Here is a 17,166-nt window from a genome sequence, read left to right as displayed (position 1 = left end):
AATCGGTAATGTGTATTATGCGCAATTTAATGGTGCGCAATCAATGGCGGCGGCGAATAATGCTGAAAAATGCTCCCCGGGGTGGGGAGCATGGTGGGGGGACTTTAGGGTGTTGCGACTCAGCGGCTACTCCACCGAGTAGAGGGCGTTGCCCTGTCCGTCGTCGCTGACCGTCAGCGAGAAGGCGCTTCGGGGGGAGTTGTTGCCCGCGCTGCCTTTGTCTTCGGTCAGGGTAATCTGGCGCGGACCAAAGGTGGTGCCGTTGCCCAGATAGAGGGTGACGCTGGCGGTCTCCGGCCCGTTGCCATTGAAGTAGTTCACCCCGACTTTATAGGTGCCTGCGCTGACGTCGTTGCAGGCCACATAGTAGTTCTCCGGCCCAAAGCCGTTGGTGTCATCCACATCCAGGGTGCCGTCGCTGCCTTGGGGATTGCGATAGTACACATGGGCGCCGCCGGGCTCGAACACATGCAGGTCCACGTCGGGCTGGTCTCCCCAGGTGAGGGTGGCACGAATGGCGCCCTCTCCGGCGATGAGTTCGGGATACTTGAGTGTGTTGGCCAGTTGGATGATGCCTGAATCGATGCGTTCACGGGAGCTCAGCCGGCCGTCCAGGTAGCTTTCCAGGAAACCATGATTGAGGAAGTCCCTGGGGTCATGGAGCAGGCCTGGGTCATTGTCGATGTTGGCCGGCAACACGGTTTCGCTGACCCGCAGCAACTGAATGACCCTGTCGTCCTCGGCGGTCACATAGTCGGCTCCGTTGACGGTTTCTGCCGCTGGCGAGGCCACCCCGAAGTAGCCGATGCTCTCTTTGTGCTCCGGCAGCATCTCAATCACCCTGGCCAGCGAGGAGTTGGTGAACAGGTTGCCCTGGCTGTGGGCTACCACCAGCACCCGCTTGCCGTTGAGCAGGGCATCGGCGTAAAGGCCGCTGTGCAGATCATTGACCTGGTTCAGATCCTTCATGGCATCGGCGGAGAGCTGTGCCATGGTGTCGGCCAGATCATCGAGCAGTTCATCGGTGAGGGCGGCGGCCAGCAGGTAGCCGTCGGTTACGGCGATGGCCACGGTCTGGCGGATGGCATCATTGGTCAGGCCCGCCTGCAGCATGTCGTACACCATGTAGGCGATGCTGCCATCCGGGTCCTCCTGCATTTTCTGCTGAAACACCTGAATCACGTCTGTGGTAAACCCCTGGCTGAGGTTGTAGGCCGGGAAAAACTGATAGGTGCTGTTCTCCTCCACCCCTTCCAGTGGCCCCTTGTAGATACTGCGCAGGGTATCGCTGGCGATCAGGGCGTCGGCGTACTTGGTGTTGATGCCGTTGGCAAAGTAGACCTGGGTCTGCAGGGTGCCCTGGCCCTGGAAGGTGCAGCCGCTGAGGCTGGCCTCGGCGGCAGGGGCCAGGGTGAGGGCGCTGACGATCCCCAGTGCAATGGTGCTGTGCTTCATCTTCATGTCTCCTTACTCCTGAGGCAGCTGGCAGTCGAGGTCGGTGGGGTCATAGCTGTTGCCCACGGTGCCGCTGCGGGAGCGGTCGAACGCGTCGTAGGCCTGCTGGCGCTCACGGGTGTTGAGCATCAGCGCCCGGATGATGGCGGCCTTTTGGCTGGCGTCCATGCCGTATTCGCCCACGAAACAGGCGCTCATCTTGGCCAGTTCGTTGGCGGCCAGGGTCTGTTTGACGTCGTCCTCTTCGGTGCCTGAGGCGATCACCTCGGCGTACTTGGCCGCGCCCATGCGGGCCAGTTCCCGCTCTGGCTGGGACAGGGGGTAGAGCTCGAGGATCTTGATCTCCACATCGTCGCGAACGCCGTCGCTGTCTGCGTCGACGCCGGCGATCTCCTCATCGGGATTGGCGGGCATCTGTGGCAGTTTCGCCTTGTCTTGCTCCTCCAGGGTGAGGGTGAGGGCGTGGGTATCGTCGGCGCCCTGGTCATCCACTACGGTAATCACCACTTCAATGTCCGCGTCCTCGGCCAGTTCCCCCACCTTGAGGCTGGCGGTTTCACCGTTGGGGAGCAGGGAGATCTGGCCACCGTCGTAACCGTTCAGATTCAGTTGCCACTGGTAGCTGACGATGCCGCCGTCGGCGTCGCTGGAGGCTTCGGCGCTCAGCAGTACGCTGGTGCGCTCCGGCACGGATGCGGGGCCGTCCAGTTGGGCCACCGGCACCAGGTTGACTTCTGGCTGGGGGGCGGGGGTGCTGTCGGAGTCTGAGCCGCCACAGGCGGAGAGCAGCCCCACCAGGCTCAATGCGAGCAGGTGGCGTCGCGGCGTGAATTGGGCAATAGAGTGCATATGGCTTCCTTGTGTCGATTCAACGGGGGCAGGGCCCTAAGTTATTGTTTCGTTGGGGTTGAATCTAAGGAAGTGGCCGCAGACCATCTACGAGAAAAGCGGGCGCTTTTCTCGGTGATCCTGTATGTGGTGGCACTATGGGGGAGGGCGGTGACCCCAGAAGAAGGGGCCTCCAGGGAGTTGTGGGGCTAGTCGAGGCGCTTGCCGCAGACGCTGTCCAGGGCCTGGCGCAGCTGGGTCAGCGCCTGAATGTGCTCGGACAGCTCCACCTTGATGCCGTTGAGTTCGTTTTCGGAGATCTTGTAGTCGCTGAGGGCCGAAGTGAGGGCCACCTGCACATCGCCGTGCTCCTTGTTGAGCCCCATCCAGTCCGCCATGAACGACTTGTAGTCGTGCTCCTGCTCGCCATCACTCTGCAGGTATTCCAGGCGCATGCCATAGAGGGAGAGCAGGTCATCGAGCACCGGTGCGTGCTGGTTCTCCTCTTTAAGCGCCATCAGCACCAGGATGAACTCATCCACATTGAGCTTGTGGGCCTCCCGGTCCGGATTGATCTTGTTGTGGAAGGTGCTCTTCTTGATGCTGTGACCGCGATTTTGCTGGAAGGCGTCGTCGACCCTGGCGTAGAGGCGGTCGATGCCCATCAGCTTGCTCTGGGCATGGAGGGTCTTGTGAAACTTGTAGATTTTGTTGTCACTCACCTTGGGAGTCCTGATGGTCGATTGGGTTGCTAGAGCAATTTACAGATATTTTTCAAAGGATTGAAGGGCCAGTTATTTAAAGGGGGCGTAGGCCTGATGGGGGTCAGGGCTAACACAGATCTTGGAAAACAAAAGCCAGGCGCAATGCCTGGCTTTTATTTGGCTGTTAGGAGCGAAGGCTCAGTACCCCTTCTTCATTCGCCTGGAGGCGGTGCCGACGGATTTCACCATCTTGCCGAACTCCCTGTCCTTCGCGCGAAGCTGCTGCAGGGAGGCGGCATTCCTGGCCTGTTCCGACTGCAGCTTGAGGTAGTTGGTCAGCCGTCTGGGCTCCAGCTGACCCTGCTCTATGGCCTGCTGCACGGCGCAGCCCGGCTCACTGCCGTGCTGGCAGTCGCCGAAGCGGCACTGTTGGGCCAGGGCGTCGATGTCGGCGAAGGTGCGCCGCACTCCCTGATCACACTCGGCCAACTGCAGCTCACGCATCCCCGGGGTGTCGATGATCACCGCACCGCTTGGGAGCAGGTGCATGGAGCGGGCGGTGGTGGTGTGTCTGCCCTTGCTGTCGTCTTCGCGGATGCTGCCGGTCTGCTGTGCCTCACTGCCCAGCAGGGTGTTGATCAGGGTGGACTTGCCCACGCCTGAGGAGCCCAGCACCGACAGGGTCTGGCCGGGTCGACACCAGCTCAGCAGAGACTGGCAGCTGTTGCTCTCCAGGGCGTTGACCGATTCCACCATCAACAGCGGGTCCAGTTGCTGCACCTGACGCCGTTTTTCCTCGGCGTCGTCACACAGGTCCGCCTTGGTCAGCACCACCACGGGATCGACACCGGTTTCGTGGGCCAGGGCCAGGTAGCGTTCAATCCGGCTCAGGTTGAAGTCCTGATTGAGGGAGCAGACCACAAACAGGGTGTCGATGTTGGCGGCGATCAGTTGCTGTCCCAGCTTGCTGCCGGGGGCCTTACGGCTGAACAGGGATTTGCGCTCCAACAGGCGCACAAACTGGCCCTGGTCATCGAGCAGCAGCCAGTCCCCCGGGGTCATCTGCGGCAGTGACGGTGTGAGTGCCAGGGGGTGCTTGCCGCGCTCACTCAGCAGCTGGTACTCGCTGCGATGATGGGCGACGACGCGGGCGGGAAGAGTCGATTCGAACTCGTCCAGGCTCAGTTGTTGTTGGAAGCTGGGTTGCCACCCCAGTTGTGAAAGAGAAAGCTTTGTATTCATTGGGTTTCCCTAGGCATACAGAGTCGGCTCTGTGTGCACAAAACAGAGAATTGTTGGAAACCTGTGTGGTCGTGGTCGACCGGTTCCCGGTTACAGAGCACCGGGCAAAGGAGGGGGAAGCGGAGACGGAGTCTGTTGGGTCTCTACTTGGTGGCCTTTACCGGGTGGGTGGTTGGCACAATCATCAAATTCTCCTGTTTCTGTATGGATGACTAGGCCCGCAGTATACCAGTTTTTAGGCTGGCAGCCAGCGGGCCCCAATTGTCTAAAACGGCGAGTGCAGCTCCGCCAGGTTACCCATCTTGGGGGTGAACAGGTTCTGGTGCAGGCGGGCGGCAAACTCGTCGGTCATGCCGGAGATGTAGTCGGCGATCACCCGGTGGCCACTGTGGCCCGCTTCCCGGGCTGCCTGCCAGCGCTTCTGGGTGGATTTGGGCAGCAGCCGCAGCGGATCTGAGGCGAAGGCTTCGAACAGCTCCATCACCACCTGCTGCCCCTTGTATTCGAGGATCTGCACTTCGGGCTTGCGGATGACGCACTCGAAGACGAAGCGCTTGAGCTGGTTGAGGCAGGTGTCGAAGCCCGGCTCCATCACCGCATGGTAGGCCAGCAGTGGTGAGTCAAACTCCCCCTGTTTGTCGATGCGGATGTGGGTGACGAAGGCGTTGACCAGGGTGCCGATGGCGTCCTTGCGCTGGTGGTGCTCGTCGGAGAACAGTTTCTCGCCGATGGCATCGATGCGCTGGGCCAGGTAGTTGTCGCCGATGGCCCGGATGGGCTCGGCCACCTTCTGACGCCAGCTGCCATAGGAGACGATCCCCATGACGATGGCGTCTTCCAGATCGTGCACCGAGTAGGCGATGTCGTCGGCCATCTCCATGATGGAGGCGTCCAGGGAGCGGTAGAGGGAGTGGGGCCGGCCTCTGGGGCCGGGCCTGGTCTGGGTGAGCAGGGTTTTGTCCCGCTCGCTCAGAGGCGCCAGCACCCAGTCGAGAATTTCGGCGTCGTCGTCGAAGATCCCCTTGCCCGGGGCCCACTCGTCGGCCTTGAGCTGGCGGAAGTTGCCGCTGTGGGCCTCTTCAGGATGCCCTCCCAGGCTGGAGAGCAGCACCGGGTATTTCAGCACGCCCAGCAGGGTGCGCCGGGTCAGGTTCATGCCGAAGGATTCGGTGTAGGGCTCCAGCCGGGCCAGGATGCGGAAGGTCTGGCCGTTACCCTCGAAGCCGCCGTGGTCACGCATCATGTAGTTGAGCGCCACCTCGCCGCCGTGGCCATAGGGCGGGTGACCCAGGTCGTGGGCCAGGCACAGGGACTCAATCAGGTGGTCACTGCCGATGAGCTCGGCGTGTTGCGGGTGGGCGCGGCGCAACTGGGCGGCGATGCCGGTGCCGATTTGGGCCGCTTCCAGGGAGTGGGTCAGCCGGGTGCGGTAGAAGTCGTTCATCCCCACACCCAGCACCTGGGTCTTGGCCTGCAGCCGGCGAAAGGCGGCGGAGTGCATGATGCGGGCTTTGTCCCGCTGCAATGGGGAGCGTTGATCGTCCTGGCGCTGCTTGGACTCTTCGAATCGGCGCGCCATCGAGTCGGAATACTGCATATCGGGCTCCCTCTGGGTTGTCTCCTCCTAGTTTTGACTAACTCTGTAAACTATTCAATGGCTTGTTATGACGCGTCCTGGGCACCGAAGGCGATGCAGCCGCTGTCGTTGGCCACGTCGGAGAGGGCCTTAGCGATGGTAGACAGGCTGGAGGAGGGCACAAACAGGTGACGTTTGCCCTGCTGTTTACAGAATTTTTTCAGTCGGTAATAGGCATCATGGCTGATGCAGTCGGTGGCACAGATCACCGCGTCGGCGCTCCACAGCAGGGCGTCCAGACGTTTGCGGCTGTCCTCGACCCCGCCGTCATGATGGCTGAATTCGCCCTGACAGCGCTCCACCAGGGCCTTGTATTGGTCCACCATCCGGTGCAGGCCGCCCACCACTAGGATCTTCTGGCCCTTGAGGTCGGGCACCTTGGTGCAGTCGGTGCAGCCCCCCTTCTCGGGGCCACAGCCTCCGCAGGGTGAGAGGCTCTGGCTGACCATTCCCTCGAGGGCGATGGTCTCCTCCTGCTTGAGGGTCAGCTGCTGGGTGAGGGTGATCACCTGGGCTTCGGTCTGCTCCAGTTTCTGCTGCCAGGCCTCCTTCTGACGGGCCAGGGCCTGGGCGGATGCCTGGGCACTGGTCAGTTCACTCTTGAGCTGAATCACCTGCTCCAGGTTGTCGCCCGGCTTGGTGGTGGCCTGCTGCAGCTGCTGCTGAAGTTTCTGGTTTTCCGCCTTGAGCAGGGTGATCTCCCGTTGCTGGTTGATCATCTGCTTCTCTTTGTTGGCCAGGCTCTGGGCCGCCTTCTGCTGGCTGCGCTCCAGATTGCGCTTGAGATCGGCGACCTCCTTCTCCAGGGCGTGCAGCCGCTTGAGATCCGCCCGTTCGCCGGCGCCCACCTGGTGGGACAGCATATGGATGGTCTCGTAGGCCATGTCCTGAGTGGGGATGTCGCACAAGGGGTGGGTCAGCAGGGCCCACAGGGCTTCGGCGGCGGCACCGCGGTCGATGTGCTCCTTCCAGGCCTGCTTGAGCTCCTCCCGCTCTTTGATCTGGCCAAAGCGCTTGGTGGCGGCGGAGAACTTACGGTCCAGGTGCTTTTGCACCGCCATGGAGAGGCGATTCTTGTCATCACAGTTGGAGACTACCCAGGTGTGCAGCCAGTAGTCGCTGTTGCGAGCGGCTTGCTTGTCGGCCACTTTCTCCACCAGCTTGCGGATCTCGACGGTGGTCAGGCAGGTGCCGATCACCGGGCACAGCAGCTTGGAGTTGAGCTCCCACAGCTTGCGCTTGCCCTTGAAGGTGGTGATGACGGTGGACCCGACTGGGGTGGCGTGTTGCTCACACATTGAGAACTCCTGTGATTCAACCCGATATGTTTCAGTTGTGATACAAGTCTAGCGGCGGGACAAATGATGTCAATGAGAATTATTATCATTTGGCTCGTTAGCCAAGGCTCAGGGCCTCTGCTAGAGTAGCCGCCAGTGTATCAAGCTTATTGTTGGACGGAACCATGCTGCGTCGCTTTTTTGCCCTCTCACTGGTGTTTTTGACCCAGCCAGCCCTGGCAAAGCTGCCCACCATCGCGGCTCTGACGCCCCATTCGGTGGAGCTGCTGTTCGAGGTGGGGGCCGGTGAACAGATCGTGGCCACGGTGGAGTACGCCGATTATCCCGAGGCCGCCCGCTCCATCCGCCGGGTGGGCCGTCACAACCAGATGGACTTCGAAGCCCTGATGGCCCTGCAGCCGGACCTGGTGGTGCTCGGGGTTGGTGATACCTCCATGCATTTTGTGACCCGCTTAAGGGAGCTGGGGTTCAATGTGGTTGATACCAGTGTCTCTCAAGTGGCGGAAATTGCGCCACTGCTGGCCCGCTTGGGGGAGCTTACCGGCCATAAGCAGCAGGGGGCCGAGGCGGCCACTCGTTTCTCCGATGAATACGCCAGGCTGAAGTCCGCCTACCAGGGGCGTAATCCGGTGCCTGTGTTCTATCAGCTGTGGTCCGAACCCCTGATGACCGCGTCCAGCAGCTGGATGGATGGTCTGATCAGCGATTGCGGTGGGGTGAACCTGTTTGCCGACAGCCTGGCGGAGTACCCCCAGGTCAGTGTCGAGCAGGTGGTGGCCGCCGCGCCAGAGGGGATCATCGTACCCACCAATCACGGGCTGGGTGACAACAGCACCGAGCGTTGGCAGAGCTGGCCGGAGATCCCGGCGGTGGCCAATGGTCAGCTCTATTCGGTCAACAGCGACTGGCTGCACCGCACCGGCCCACGCATCCTCAAGGGGATGGCTCAGCTGTGTGAGGCCATAGAGCAGGTGCGCCGCTCAGAGAAAAAAGACCCCGCGGGAGCGGGGTCAAATTAAGGCTGGGTCAAACTGGATCAGGCACAGGTGCGCATAAGGTGGGTGTTTCCGCTGATCCGCCGGAAACCGGTCGTGACCGGGGCAGAGGCCGGTAGCTGACCGTTGTTTTGGGTGTGGTTTCGATAGGCTCTCCTCCTTGATTGCCAATGAATGCGGCGGTGCTGACCCGTGGGTGAAGCTTTGGGTGCCGGCTCAGGGGGAATCTTCCCCGTACAGGCACCCATTTCGCGCAGTCAGAGAGGGTGCTCCCCCCAACGAATCAGAACAATGACCGCATGGGTAGAGAAAGTATAAGTGAGATATGCGGTTTGGCCGGGGGGATTCTAGAACGTTTGGCTATATGCTTAACGGTTGATTATTAAAGGAAAAGGCGTCAAAAAGGTGACGCCGCCAAGTTTTCGTCTATCCGGGGTGTTGCCTAGAGTTTGCTGGAGGTGATCAGGTGATCCACCGAGCAGTCGCTGTCCTCCCCAAACCACTGATGCAGGGTGGTTAATTCCGGGTATTTCCCGCACACCTCTTCCACCGCTTCCTCCATTCGCGCCAGGGCATCGCCAAACTCCACTGAGTTGCCGAAGGCCACCTCCAGCCGGCACTTGAGGTAGGCGGAGTAGATGTCACAGGCTTTGACCAGCTCCTGCTCTATGCCACCCGGGCTAAACGCTTCCTCGATGGCTTCGTGGAGTTCGGGGGGGGTGGTGTTGAGGATCTTCTGCTCTGCGGTGCGCTCCAGCGCTTTGAACTCGTTGTAGAGGGTGTCTGAAGAGCGCTTTACCGGGGTGACCACGTCGCCGGTGATGGTCTCAGAGATGTCGTGGAGCAGGGCGTGGGACAGCATCTTGGACAGATCCAGGTCGCGGCCATTTTGCTGGGCGATTTTGCCTACCAGGAAACTGAGGATGCCGACGATGGCGGAGTGTTCCAGTACAGATTCCGGTTGCATGGAGTACATCAGGCTCCAGCGCTTAAGCAGGCGTTGGCGCAGGGCCAGGTTCAAAAACTTATAACTCATGGGCACTTCCTGTGGAGATTCATCGACTGAGCATAACAAAGGGGAGAGGGGCTGCAAACGCGCGTTCAATTTGGGGAGTGCAACAAAAAGCGCCTCCATGGTGAGGCGCTTAGGTTCAATTTCGTTGCGTTACTGGCGGTAGCGGCTCAGGAACTGCTCAAACTTGTCCAGGGCCTTTTCCAGGTCTTCGATGTGGGGCAGGAACACAAACCTCAGGTGGTCCGGCTCAGGCCAGTTGAAGGCGGTGCCCTGCACCAGCAGGATCTTCTCCTGCATCAGCAGATCCAGCACCAGCTTCTCATCGTCCATCAGATTGAACTTCTTCACATCCAGCCTGGGGAAGGCGTACATGGCCCCCTTGGGCATCTTGCAGGTGACGCCATCGATGGCGTTGAGCCTGTCCACGGTCAGCTGGCGCTGCTCATAGAGGCGGCCTCCGGGAATGATCAGTTCATTGACACTCTGATACCCCCCCAGGGCGGTCTGGATGGCGTGCTGCACCGGAACGTTGGCACACAATCGCATGGAGGCCAGCATCTCCAGCCCCTCGATGTAACTCTTGGCGCGGCCCCTGTCCCCGGAGAGGACCATCCAGCCGGCGCGGAAGCCGGCAGCCCGGTACACCTTGGACAGACCGTTCATGGTGATGATGAACAGGTCGTCGGCCAGGGTGCAGGTGGGGATGTGCTCGGCACCGTCGTAAAGAATCTTGTCGTAGATCTCGTCGGAGAACACCACCAGGTTGTGTTCACGGGCGATCTCCAGCATCCCCAGCAGGATCTCCTTGCTGTAGACGGCCCCTGTGGGGTTGTTGGGGTTGATCAGCACCATGGCCCGGGTACGGGGGGTGATCTTGGCGCGCACATCATCGAGATCCGGGAACCAGTCTGCTTCCTCGTCGCAGCGGTAGTGGCGGGCATTGCCTCCGGCCAGGTGCACCGCCGCGGTCCACAGGGGATAGTCGGGGGCGGGGACCAGCACTTCGTCGCCGTTATTCAACAGGCCCTGCATCGCCATCACGATGAGCTCGGACACACCGTTGCCGATGTAGACGTCGTCCACATCCACATCGTGAATGCCCATCTGCTGGAAGTAGTGCACCACCGCCTTACGGGCGGAAAACAGCCCCTTTGCATCACAGTAGCCCTGGCTCTCCGGCAGGTTGTGGATGACGTCACGAACGATCTCCTCCGGGGCTTCGAAGCCAAAGGGAGCGGGGTTGCCGATATTGAGTTTGAGGACCCGGTGACCCTCCTCCTCCAAGCGCTTCGCTTCCCGTGCTACCGGACCTCGAATGTCGTAGCAGACGGTACTGAGCTTGTCGGATTTTAGGATGGGATGCATACCACGGAACCTCTGGTGGGGGGTAAAAACAGTATCTGGAGGCTCACCATAGCGAAATATGCTGGTAGTGAAAAGCCTTGGATTTATTGGTTTGCCGGCGTCATTCGGTCTGGTGAATGAAATGCGCAGAGAAAAACACTGGCTTTGAGGTTGGGGTGAGGCAGGAGAGTGAGGTGAGCGGCTTTCAAGCCTCATTTATCTGCTGATTTCAATTATTGATGCTACAGATGACTTTTTGTTCGTCCTGGGCTATAACACCTGCTTAACAACAGGTCATACCAGTATGGAGACTCATGGCTATCCCTTTTTCTGCGGCCGCTTTTCGCCGCCTGATCAACCTCTGGCCCCCCTTCCTGTTCAGCAGCATCAAGCTGGAGCATCTGGAGCCGGACTACAGCTACTGCCGGGTGGTGCTGAAAGAGCGCCCCTGGAACCGCAATATCAATCGCAGCCACTTTGGTGGCAGCCTGTTTTCCATGACCGACCCCATCTATGCCCTGTTGCTGATGGGGAAGCTGGGTCGGGGCTACCGGGTGTGGGACAAGGCCGCGTCCATCGATTTCATCAAGCCGGGTAAGGGCAAGCTGACCGCAGAGTTTCGTGTCAGTGAGGAGCAGTTGGCGATGATTCGTGAGGCCACCGAGTGTGGTTCCAAGCATCACCCGGAGTTTGTGGTGGAGGTGATTGACGCCCGGGGTGAGGTGGTGTGCCGTCTGCACCGCACCCTCTATGTGCGCAAGGTGTACGCCAACAAGCAGGAGCGCGCCGCCTGATGCTGGCGGCGTTCGGGCCTTCCGGTATCAGCCGGAGGGCCTTTCAGATCACTTCCCGAATGTCCTCATTTGATCACTCAGACAGCCTTGCGTTAGTCTAGGCGTCCTCACTTCCATCTTATTGGGTTTTAAGCTGTTTTCCTTTCTAACCAGATGGTTTGCCTCCAAGGCGCCAACGCCCGGCTCGTCCTCTGAGGCCACCCAGTCGTCCACTGTTGATGACCCGTTTCTTCAGGACAGGCTCTACTCCTCCGGCGAGCAAGCCGGTGACCCGTTTCAATGGCAGGCATCGCAGGAAGAGACCCTGTTCAGTGATGATGACCTCTTCGCCAACACCACCTGTGATGTGTCGATGATGGAGCATGACAGCCTGGGCTCTTCTGCGATCAATCCCGCCACCGGACTGCCCATGTGCGGCAGTCTGGATGTGGCCGGCAACCCCTTTGGTTGCGACAGCAGCATTGGGATGGACCCCATCGGCAGCGTAGATGGCGGTATCGGAGACAGTTTCGGCTCTGACATCGGCTGCAGCTTCGACAGTGGCATCAGCGACAGCTTTGATAGCGGCATCGGTTCCAGTTTTGATGACTGGTAACCCGGCCTTGTCAGACAACACCTTATACAAGTAACAACCAAGGACCATTCGTGGGAAGCATTGAAATTGCCGTCACTCAATCCAAACGGATTGAAGCGGCACTCACCGAGCAGTTCGGCGCCGAGGGGCGGGGCCTGCATGAAAAGGTCAGCAGCGTCGAGCATCAGTTGCCCAAGCTGCTTATCAGGCAGATTCGCTGGATAGCCACCTTGAGAAACAAGGCGGTACACGAGCCGGACTTCAGCCTGAACGATCCCGATGAGTTTGTTCGCCGGGCGGATCACGTGATGGCCCAGTTGAAGGCGCTGCAGGAGCAAGCCGCTGCCAAGGCTGTCGAGCCCCAAGCCCATAAAGCCCCTGCGGCTGACACCAATGCCGCCTGGCAAGAGCCGGGACAGGCGTCTCTGCCCAAAGCGTTGAATTGGGTCCTCGGCCTGGGGCTGTGCCTGTTGCTGCTGAAAATGGGGGTCAGCCTGTATGAGGGTAAGCTTCACTCTGAAGCACAAAGGGAGAGAGCGGAGCGTCGTCAGCGCCCTGCGGCCGAGGTGACTCAGGCGGCATCGGAGCCAAAACAGCCTCAAGAGCAGAGCTTACCGGCGTCATCGAAGCCGGTTGCGACGGTGAAGCCCAAGAGCAACTTGGACTCGGCCTCCACTTCTGCCGCCGAGTCCACCGGCGGCACCACCATCAAGGTGGCCACGGCGGGACTGGCCAGCAAGGTTCAGCAGGCTCAGGATGGCCTGAGCCAGGGCAAGGCGCAGCTCAGCGAGCAGTTGCTGCTGGGGATGATGAACAACCTGACGGTGACCGTCGGCGAGATCAGCGCCGCCGCCGATGACGGGGGCAAGGTGTCCCTGCTGTTGCCCCTGAGTTGGCAGGTGGAGCAGCCCCCGTTGCTCAAGGTGATCAATGAGCACTTTCGCGATTACAAAGGGCGCGCCATTACCGGGGGCAGGGTGGCGTTGGACAAAGGCCGCGATAAGCTCAGTGACGGCATAGTGATTGAGAGGCTCTGGAACCAGGGGGAGCACCAACACCAAGCGCACAGCGAGGTGCTGTTCCGCTGGCTGGTGACCCACCAGTTGAGGCTGGAAGCCCGTTTTGCGGGTCAGAGCGCCTCTTTGGTACTGGCGTCAGGGCGAGACTGCCATGTGGGCTGTCGAGGCCGGGGTGATGATCAGTTTCAGCTGCTGACGGCTCACCGGGGCAAGGGCGAGCCTCTGATGTTGTACCGTGAGCAGAATCCTCTGAGGATTACCGGGCTCACTGCCAGGAGTTTTGACAAGGGGGCGGCGCTGTCACTGGCCCTGGTCCTTGTGGAGGGCGAGAGGGAGGTGGCGCGCCGCGATCTCAGTACTCTGTTGCCTGACAGCCAGTTTGCCGGGATGGCCCGAGACGCCACACAGCAGTGGCAGCAGATGCAGCAGCAGTTGCAGCAGAACGTCATTGACGCCGTCTTGCAGCAGGCCGGGCTCCAGGTGGGTGAGCTTCGGGTTGAGCCTGCCGACGCCGGCCACTCCAACCTCTATATCCCTCTGCATTGGCAACTGCCTGAAAACAGGATTGTGGCAGAGCTGAACCGTCACTTTCATGATTATCGGCGCCGTCCGCTGAGTTCCGGCGCCATTGAGATAAACGGCAGGTTCGGTCCCAAGTTGCCGGGCATCGAGGTGGTCCAGTATGCCAACAAGCTGAACAACCAGAAGCACCCGCTGTCTGAACGGGCTTATCAGTTTCTGTTGGACAACCCCATTGGCGTACGCGCCAGAATTGGCAAGCAGGAGGGGCGGCTCTACCTGACCACCGGCCTGGACTGCCATGTGAATTGTCGTGTTGGCGGGAAGGATCGTTATCGTATCCTGTTTTCCGATAAGCAGAGCGGCAAGCAGTATGGCGACAGGCGCGCCAATGAGCTGCTGATTGAAGGGGTACCCAATGCGCAGCTCAGCAAGCTGGACGGACTGACCCTGACCATAGAGCGGCTTTAGGCCTGTGGCTCTTGTTGGAGCAATAAAAAAACGGACCCAGTTGGGTCCGTTTTTTTGCAAAGCTTTTAGGGCTTAAGCCAGCTCGGCCAGGCACATCTCTTCGAAGATCTGCTTCACCCAGGCGTCAACACGGGCTTCGGTCAGCTCGGGCTGACGGTCTTCGTCGATGCCCAGGCCGATAAAGGTGTTGTCGTCCACCAGGGCCTTGGAGGCTTCGAACTCGTAGCCTTCAGTAGAGGTGTGACCAACGATGATGCCGCCACGGTCGCGAACGATGTCGCCCACCATGCCCATGGCATCCAGGAAGTACTCGGCGTAGTCTTCCTGATCGCCGCAGCCGAAGATGGCTACCAGCTTGTCGTTGAAGTCGATCTGCTCCAGCTCGGGGAAGAAATCATCCCAATCGCACTGGGCTTCACCGTAGTACCAGGTGGGGATGCCGAACAGCAGCAGGCTGAATTCGTCAATCTCTTCCTTGGTGCTCTTGGCGATGTCTTTAACGTCGCACATTCCGCCCAGTTTCTTCTGGATCATCTTGGCCACGGCTTCGGTGTTGCCGGTGTCACTGCCAAAAAACAGACCTACACTTGCCATTTATCTACCTATCTTTTTCACTGACTTAGGCCAGGAGTCAATCCTGGGCCTTACCAACTTGTTGAAACTGTTCGAGTAGGATGGACTCAATCAGTTGACTGCGGCTGACGTTGTCGGTCATCGCCTGCTCATTCAACGCATTATAGAGTGCATCCGACACTTTAAGTTCAATACGTTTCAACCCCTGAGAACGGTCTCGCTGAATCTGATTTCGCTTGTTGACGCGCAGTTGCTCTTTACGAGGCAAGGGGTTGGTCTTGGGTCTGCCGCGCCGCCTTTCGGTGGCGAACAGATCCATGGTGGTTCTATCGGTCTTTTCTACTGCCATGCAAAGTCGCTGCTCAACCTACTCCGCTCCCTTCCCATACCAGCTGAATGATGCCCTTGGCGATGAAGCCGGCACAGCCGAGAAAGAGAACCAACCAGACGATGTAGCGACCAAACGCAGGGACATCGCCTCGATTTAATACGTCCCGGATCGACATTCCTATCAGGAAAAACACCGCTGCAAAAAAGAGGTTTAATCCTACTGCTTCGAGCTGTGCTACATCACTGACTAACATCTATTTACCATCCTGGCGAAACCGGCGGGCTACTATAGCACAACCACATGGGCGTTAGAACGCCTTTCCTGTGTGGATTAGCACAGCAGCCGATGCCCTTTAGTTCATGTGTGGAGCAAGAAAATCCGCCACATGGCGGTTAAACTGCTCCGGCTTTTCCGCATGCAGCCAGTGGCCGGTGCCGGTGATCACCCTTGCCTTGGAGGCGGGGAAGCGGCGAACGATCTCCTCGCGGTGCTCCGGCAACAGGTATTCCGACAACTCACCCTTCAAAAACAGCACCGGGCCGGAGAACGCAGGCAGCTCAGGCACAGGGCCGATGATCTCCGGGTAGTAGTGGACGATGGCACTGATGTCCAACTGCCAGTCGTAGCTGCCCTGCTTTTCCGGTTTGAGGCTTTTCATCAGAAACGCGGTGGTGCCGGTTTCGATGCCCGCCTCCATAAAGGCTTGCTGCGCCATCTTCCGGGTCAGGCCGGGCTGATTCTCCAGCTGGGTCAGGGTGGCCAGAATGCTCTGGTGGCGGTTGGTGCGGTAGCCGTTGGGGGCGATGTCCGCCACCGCCAGGGCCAATACTCGCTGTGGGTGGCTCTGGGCATAAGTCATGGCGACTTTGCCGCCTAAGGAGTGGCCCACCAGGGCCCACTGCTCCAGCCCCAGCTGCTGGCGAAGGGACTCCAGTTCCTCCGCCATATCGGTCAGCACCATGGACTGGCCCTTGGGGGAGTCGCCGTGGTTGGGCAGATCCACCCGGATCACCCGCCAATGGCGCTCAATCAGGGCCTGGCCCAGGCGTCCCAGGTTGTCTGCGCTGCCAAACAAACCGTGGACCAATACCACCGCCGGCCCGCTGCCCTGGTCAATAAAATTCAACATGACATCCTGATTCCTAGGGTGTGTTGATCTTTGATGGTGAACTTTTGGCTGAGAATGACGGCAACCAATCAAGGCGTTCGATTGCAGGCAAGGTACCAGCCCAATGTGGTAGCTGTGTCGCTCAGAAGTTGCCATGAGTGATGAATCAAGGCGTGACTCTGAAGGAATGGTATTGCCCTTCTAAAGAGTCACAACACAGAGTCAACGCTCAGGGCAACTTCCCTGCGGGTTGATTAAAACGGACTTCATGCTGCGTTTGCCAATCTCGCTTTAGAACCACTAGAGCTTTGATTGGCTGCCTTGCCTGAAGCCCGTTTTATTTCAACTGAGCTCGCAGATATCAAATTGTGTTGGTACTGCTCTACGTCAATATCGAACAACGCAGAGTGGTTGTCGTCAGGCCAGCCCCGAAGGGCGCTCCTATCCGCTTGGAGGCAACCCAGTTCAGGGCAAACTTCGATCTTATTGATGTCACAGAGGCCAGGTGCTGGCGCAAAAGTATTCAGTAAAGATCTACATGCCCTAAAGTTTGATGGCGCAAATTGTGCGGATGGCAACGGCAAAAAGCAATCGGTGGCTTGGTCTGATCTCCCCAGGTGTGTTTATAATGCGTGACGACTTGAACCCCGGCGATTGGAAAGCCCATGAAATACATCGAAATCGACGACGAACTTTACAGTCATATTGCCAGCAACACTCAGCGTATCGGCGAGAGTGCTTCTGACATCTTGCGCCGTCTTTTGGACCTGCCCGGTACCGCGGCAGAGGCCCCTAAGCCCAAGCATGTAAGCCAGCCCGGACTGGAGTCCGGTGAAGCCGTCGTTGAAGCGCCCAAGGCGCAGGTGGAAGTTCGTTCCCGAGTGGCCGAGGCCGGCCAGTTCAATGAGCTGTTGGACGATGCCCTGCTGGAGAAGCAGAAGGGCGCCGTTGGTCGCTTCCTCTACCTGCTGGACGCCCTCTATCGTCAGCAGCCTGAAGCCTTTGCCTCCGTACTGGAGATCCGCGGTCGTGACCGCCTCTACTTTGCCACCAGCAAAGATGAGCTGCTCTCCGCCAGTAAGAGTGCCAACCCCAAGCAGATTGGCGACAGCCAGTACTGGGTGACCACCAACAACAACACCGGCAAGAAGCGCTCCCTGCTGAGCTCTGCTGCCGAGTCTCTGGGGTGCCCCGTGGACGTAGCCAAGGACATTGCGGCCCGCATCTGAGGCCGCTACCTTTACTACTCCGACGCACGGA

General features: G+C 59.5%; 17 protein-coding genes. 5 read left to right on the top strand and 12 right to left on the bottom strand.

The window, feature by feature from the left end; genetic code table 11:
* Positions 1-126: 126 nt before the first annotated feature.
* From QUE41_RS14495 to QUE41_RS14470, 6 genes are all read right to left on the bottom strand, one after another.
* Entirely contained in the window at positions 127-1,455 is a 1,329-nt protein-coding gene (locus QUE41_RS14495) for a YfaP family protein (RefSeq protein ID WP_286339721.1), read from the bottom strand.
* 12 nt (positions 1,456-1,467) lie between these two features.
* Positions 1,468-2,304, bottom strand: coding sequence for a PKD domain-containing protein (locus tag QUE41_RS14490; protein ID WP_286339720.1), 837 nt, complete (start codon positions 2,302-2,304; stop codon positions 1,468-1,470).
* Between the two features lie 188 nt (positions 2,305-2,492).
* On the bottom strand, positions 2,493-3,005 hold the full coding sequence (locus tag QUE41_RS14485) for a phage regulatory CII family protein (protein ID WP_286339719.1): 513 nt from the start codon (positions 3,003-3,005) through the stop codon (positions 2,493-2,495).
* Positions 3,006-3,185: 180 nt separating this feature from the next.
* Positions 3,186-4,229: a ribosome small subunit-dependent GTPase A gene (gene rsgA, locus QUE41_RS14480; protein WP_286339718.1), complete on the bottom strand. Its 1,044-nt coding sequence runs from the start codon at positions 4,227-4,229 to the stop codon at positions 3,186-3,188.
* 265 nt (positions 4,230-4,494) lie between these two features.
* Positions 4,495-5,826 (bottom strand): anti-phage deoxyguanosine triphosphatase, encoded by a 1,332-nt coding sequence (locus QUE41_RS14475; RefSeq protein ID WP_286339717.1) that lies wholly within the window; start codon positions 5,824-5,826, stop codon positions 4,495-4,497.
* 65 nt (positions 5,827-5,891) lie between these two features.
* Complete coding sequence (locus tag QUE41_RS14470; protein WP_286339716.1) at positions 5,892-7,163, bottom strand: DUF2325 domain-containing protein; 1,272 nt, start codon at positions 7,161-7,163, stop codon at positions 5,892-5,894.
* 164 nt (positions 7,164-7,327) lie between these two features.
* Here QUE41_RS14470 and QUE41_RS14465 point away from each other — a divergent pair, with 164 nt between their 5' ends.
* Positions 7,328-8,182 (top strand): cobalamin-binding protein, encoded by an 855-nt coding sequence (locus QUE41_RS14465; RefSeq protein WP_286339715.1) that lies wholly within the window; start codon positions 7,328-7,330, stop codon positions 8,180-8,182.
* 418 nt (positions 8,183-8,600) lie between these two features.
* Here the strand turns inward: QUE41_RS14465 and yfbR are convergent, their stop codons facing one another.
* Together yfbR and QUE41_RS14455 are read right to left on the bottom strand one after the other, a co-directional pair.
* Positions 8,601-9,194: a 5'-deoxynucleotidase gene (yfbR, locus tag QUE41_RS14460; protein WP_286339714.1), complete on the bottom strand. Its 594-nt coding sequence runs from the start codon at positions 9,192-9,194 to the stop codon at positions 8,601-8,603.
* 129 nt (positions 9,195-9,323) lie between these two features.
* Positions 9,324-10,538 (bottom strand): pyridoxal phosphate-dependent aminotransferase, encoded by a 1,215-nt coding sequence (locus QUE41_RS14455; protein ID WP_286339713.1) that lies wholly within the window; start codon positions 10,536-10,538, stop codon positions 9,324-9,326.
* A 293-nt stretch (positions 10,539-10,831) separates the two neighbouring features.
* On the opposite strand from QUE41_RS14455, the gene QUE41_RS14450 reads away from it, so the two are divergent.
* From QUE41_RS14450 to QUE41_RS14440, 3 genes are all read left to right on the top strand, one after another.
* The gene (locus QUE41_RS14450) at positions 10,832-11,311 is read left to right on the top strand and encodes a DUF4442 domain-containing protein (protein ID WP_286339712.1); all 480 of its coding nucleotides are present in this window, start codon (positions 10,832-10,834) and stop codon (positions 11,309-11,311) included.
* Positions 11,312-11,432: 121 nt separating this feature from the next.
* On the top strand, positions 11,433-11,906 hold the full coding sequence (locus QUE41_RS14445) for a hypothetical protein (protein ID WP_286339711.1): 474 nt from the start codon (positions 11,433-11,435) through the stop codon (positions 11,904-11,906).
* A 50-nt stretch (positions 11,907-11,956) separates the two neighbouring features.
* Complete coding sequence (locus tag QUE41_RS14440) at positions 11,957-13,894, top strand: hypothetical protein (RefSeq protein WP_286339710.1); 1,938 nt, start codon at positions 11,957-11,959, stop codon at positions 13,892-13,894.
* Between the two features lie 72 nt (positions 13,895-13,966).
* Here the strand turns inward: QUE41_RS14440 and fldA are convergent, their stop codons facing one another.
* The 4 genes from fldA to QUE41_RS14420 all read right to left on the bottom strand — a co-directional run bounded on the left by fldA (position 13,967) and on the right by QUE41_RS14420 (position 15,927).
* Positions 13,967-14,488, bottom strand: coding sequence for a flavodoxin FldA (fldA, locus tag QUE41_RS14435; RefSeq protein WP_286339709.1), 522 nt, complete (start codon positions 14,486-14,488; stop codon positions 13,967-13,969).
* 37 nt (positions 14,489-14,525) lie between these two features.
* Positions 14,526-14,816, bottom strand: a complete 291-nt coding sequence (ybfE, locus tag QUE41_RS14430) for a LexA regulated protein (protein ID WP_028108904.1) — start codon at positions 14,814-14,816, stop codon at positions 14,526-14,528.
* 13 nt (positions 14,817-14,829) lie between these two features.
* Complete coding sequence (locus QUE41_RS14425; RefSeq protein ID WP_028108905.1) at positions 14,830-15,051, bottom strand: DUF2788 domain-containing protein; 222 nt, start codon at positions 15,049-15,051, stop codon at positions 14,830-14,832.
* 99 nt (positions 15,052-15,150) lie between these two features.
* Positions 15,151-15,927: an alpha/beta fold hydrolase gene (locus QUE41_RS14420; protein WP_286339708.1), complete on the bottom strand. Its 777-nt coding sequence runs from the start codon at positions 15,925-15,927 to the stop codon at positions 15,151-15,153.
* A gap of 644 nt (positions 15,928-16,571) precedes the next feature.
* Between QUE41_RS14420 and seqA the strand changes: the two genes are divergently transcribed.
* Complete coding sequence (seqA, locus tag QUE41_RS14415; protein ID WP_286339707.1) at positions 16,572-17,135, top strand: replication initiation negative regulator SeqA; 564 nt, start codon at positions 16,572-16,574, stop codon at positions 17,133-17,135.
* Positions 17,136-17,166 lie beyond the last annotated feature (31 nt).

This window comes from Ferrimonas sp. YFM (assembly GCF_030296015.1).
Classification (GTDB): Bacteria; Pseudomonadota; Gammaproteobacteria; order Enterobacterales; family Shewanellaceae; genus Ferrimonas.
The sequence above is the reverse complement of the archived record's forward strand: the minus strand, read 5'-3'. Positions and strand labels throughout refer to the sequence as shown.

Coding starts and splice junctions, on each gene's coding strand:
- QUE41_RS14495 (WP_286339721.1), bottom strand. CDS start 1,455: ATGAAGCACAGCACCATTGCACTGGGGATCGTCAGCGCCCTCACCCTG.
- QUE41_RS14490 (WP_286339720.1), bottom strand. CDS start 2,304: ATGCACTCTATTGCCCAATTCACGCCGCGACGCCACCTGCTCGCATTG.
- rsgA (WP_286339718.1), bottom strand. CDS start 4,229: ATGAATACAAAGCTTTCTCTTTCACAACTGGGGTGGCAACCCAGCTTC.
- QUE41_RS14475 (WP_286339717.1), bottom strand. CDS start 5,826: ATGCAGTATTCCGACTCGATGGCGCGCCGATTCGAAGAGTCCAAGCAG.
- QUE41_RS14470 (WP_286339716.1), bottom strand. CDS start 7,163: ATGTGTGAGCAACACGCCACCCCAGTCGGGTCCACCGTCATCACCACC.
- QUE41_RS14465 (WP_286339715.1), top strand. CDS start 7,328: ATGCTGCGTCGCTTTTTTGCCCTCTCACTGGTGTTTTTGACCCAGCCA.
- yfbR (WP_286339714.1), bottom strand. CDS start 9,194: ATGAGTTATAAGTTTTTGAACCTGGCCCTGCGCCAACGCCTGCTTAAG.
- QUE41_RS14455 (WP_286339713.1), bottom strand. CDS start 10,538: ATGCATCCCATCCTAAAATCCGACAAGCTCAGTACCGTCTGCTACGAC.
- QUE41_RS14450 (WP_286339712.1), top strand. CDS start 10,832: ATGGCTATCCCTTTTTCTGCGGCCGCTTTTCGCCGCCTGATCAACCTC.
- fldA (WP_286339709.1), bottom strand. CDS start 14,488: ATGGCAAGTGTAGGTCTGTTTTTTGGCAGTGACACCGGCAACACCGAA.
- ybfE (WP_028108904.1), bottom strand. CDS start 14,816: ATGGCAGTAGAAAAGACCGATAGAACCACCATGGATCTGTTCGCCACC.
- QUE41_RS14425 (WP_028108905.1), bottom strand. CDS start 15,051: ATGTTAGTCAGTGATGTAGCACAGCTCGAAGCAGTAGGATTAAACCTC.
- QUE41_RS14420 (WP_286339708.1), bottom strand. CDS start 15,927: ATGTTGAATTTTATTGACCAGGGCAGCGGGCCGGCGGTGGTATTGGTC.
- seqA (WP_286339707.1), top strand. CDS start 16,572: ATGAAATACATCGAAATCGACGACGAACTTTACAGTCATATTGCCAGC.